Genomic DNA, 2,997 nt, shown 5'->3' with positions numbered 1-2,997 from the left:
GCGCTTACACACCCCACCTATCAACGTTGTGGTCTCCAACGGCCCTTTAGGACCCTCAAGGGGTCAGGGATGACTCATCTCAGGGCTCGCTTCCCGCTTAGATGCTTTCAGCGGTTATCGATTCCGAACTTAGCTACCGGGCAGTGCCACTGGCGTGACAACCCGAACACCAGAGGTTCGTTCACTCCGGTCCTCTCGTACTAGGAGCAACTCCCTTCAATCATCCAACGCCCACGGCAGATAGGGACCGAACTGTCTCACGACGTTCTGAACCCAGCTCGCGTACCACTTTAAATGGCGAACAGCCATACCCTTGGGACCGACTTCAGCCCCAGGATGTGATGAGCCGACATCGAGGTGCCAAACACCGCCGTCGATATGAACTCTTGGGCGGTATCAGCCTGTTATCCCCGGAGTACCTTTTATCCGTTGAGCGATGGCCCTTCCATTCAGAACCACCGGATCACTATGACCTACTTTCGTACCTGCTCGACCTGTCCGTCTCGCAGTTAAGCTGGCTTATGCCATTGCACTAACCTCCTGATGTCCGACCAGGATTAGCCAACCTTCGTGCTCCTCCGTTACTCTTTGGGAGGAGACCGCCCCAGTCAAACTACCCACCAGGCACTGTCCGCGAGCCCGATTCAGGGCCCTGCGTTAGAACATCAAACATACAAGGGTGGTATTTCAAGGACGGCTCCAGCGCAACTGGCGTCACGCCTTCAAAGCCTCCCACCTATCCTACACATGTAGGTTCAATGTTCAGTGCCAAGCTGTAGTAAAGGTTCACGGGGTCTTTCCGTCTAGCCGCGGGTACACCGCATCTTCACGGCGAATTCGATTTCACTGAGTCTCGGGTGGAGACAGCATGGCCATGGTTACACCATTCGTGCAGGTCGGAACTTACCCGACAAGGAATTTCGCTACCTTAGGACCGTTATAGTTACGGCCGCCGTTTACCGGGGCTTCGATCAAGAGCTTCGCTTGCGCTAACCCCATCAATTAACCTTCCGGCACCGGGCAGGTGTCACACCCTATACGTCCACTTTCGTGTTTGCAGAGTGCTGTGTTTTTGATAAACAGTCCCAGCCATCTGGTCACTGCGACTCCCGACAGCTCCATCCGCAAGGGACTTCACCATCAAGAGCGAACCTTCTCCCGAAGTTACGGTTCTATTTTGCCTAGTTCCTTCACCCGAGTTCTCTCAAGCGCCTTGGTATTCTCTACCCGACCACCTGTGTCGGTTTGGGGTACGATGACTTGTAATCTGAAGCTTAGAGGCTTTTCCTGGAAGCAGGGCATCAATGGCTTCCACACCGTAGTGTGTTCGTCTCGTGTCTCAGTGTTGTGTCTCCGGATTTGCCTGGAAACACCACCTACGCACTTTCACCAGGACAACCGTCGCCTGGCCCACCTAGCCTTCTCCGTCCCCCCATCGCAATTACAAGTCGTGCAGGAATATTAACCTGCTTCCCATCGACTACGCCTTTCGGCCTCGCCTTAGGGGTCGACTCACCCTGCCCCGATTAACGTTGGACAGGAACCCTTGGTCTTCCGGCGAGGAGGCTTTTCACCCCCTTTATCGTTACTTACGTCAGCATTCGCACTTCTGATATCTCCAGCATACCTCTCGATACACCTTCGCAGACTTACAGAACGCTCCCCTACCACTCACACATAAGTGTGAATCCGCGGCTTCGGTGCCTGGTTTGAGCCCCGTTACATCTTCCGCGCAGGCCGACTCGACTAGTGAGCTATTACGCTTTCTTTAAATGATGGCTGCTTCTAAGCCAACATCCTAGCTGTCTGAGCCTTCCCACATCGTTTCCCACTTAACCAGAACTTTGGGACCTTAGCCGGCGGTCTGGGTTGTTTCCCTCTTCACGACGGACGTTAGCACCCGCCGTGTGTCTCCCGGATATTACTTACTGGTATTCGGAGTTTGCATGGGGTTGGTAAGTCGGGATGACCCCCTAGCCCAAACAGTGCTCTACCCCCAGTAGTATTCGTCCGAGGCGCTACCTAAATAGCTTTCGGGGAGAACCAGCTATCTCCGAGTTTGATTGGCCTTTCACCCCCAGCCACAGGTCATCCCCTAACTTTGCAACGTTAGTGGGTTCGGTCCTCCAGTTGATGTTACTCAACCTTCAACCTGCCCATGGCTAGATCACCCGGTTTCGGGTCTACACCTTGCAACTAGACGCCCAGTTAAGACTCGGTTTCCCTACGGCTCCCCTATACGGTTAACCTCGCTACAAAATGTAAGTCGCTGACCCATTATACAAAAGGTACGCAGTCACCCCGAAGGGCTCCCACTGCTTGTACGTACACGGTTTCAGGTTCTATTTCACTCCCCTCACAGGGGTTCTTTTCGCCTTTCCCTCACGGTACTGGTTCACTATCGGTCAGTCAGGAGTATTTAGCCTTGGAGGATGGTCCCCCCATATTCAGACAGGATGTCACGTGTCCCGCCCTACTCGATTTCACATCAAGGTTGTTTTCGTGTACGGGGCTATCACCCTGTATCGCCGGCCTTTCCAGGACCGTTCCACTAACTTCCAAGATGCTTAAGGGCTAATCCCCGTTCGCTCGCCGCTACTGAGGGAATCTCGGTTGATTTCTTTTCCTCGGGGTACTTAGATGTTTCAGTTCTCCCGGTTCGCCTCTGTTACCTATGTATTCAGTAACAGATACCCGAGTTATCTCGGGTGGGTTTCCCCATTCGGAAATCTGTGAGTAATAGCGTCTCTTACCGACTTCTCACAGCTTATCGCAGGTTAGTACGTCCTTCATCGCCTCTGACTGCCAAGGCATCCACCATGTACGCTTAGTCACTTAACCATACAACCCCAAGAAGTGTCGGTGAAACCGGCACAGCTCGTTGTCGTACAACAAGGACCAAATAAAATTTGGTTTTCGCCAAGAAGTTTCCAAAGCACTTGTAACAAATGTTTGAGAACTACTTTTTAAATCAGCTTTCCAGATTGTTAAAGAGCA

General features: G+C 52.7%; 1 rRNA gene. It reads right to left on the bottom strand.

The window, feature by feature from the left end:
- Positions 1-2,841, bottom strand: a 23S ribosomal RNA gene (locus tag AB5Z09_RS03365); the annotation flags it as partial.
- Positions 2,842-2,997 lie beyond the last annotated feature (156 nt).

The organism is Aeromonas sp. R2-2 (assembly GCF_040908355.1).
GTDB classification, from domain to species: Bacteria; Pseudomonadota; Gammaproteobacteria; order Enterobacterales; family Aeromonadaceae; genus Aeromonas; species Aeromonas veronii.
Note: the sequence above shows the minus strand (reverse complement) of the source record. Positions and strands in the feature narration are given on the sequence as shown.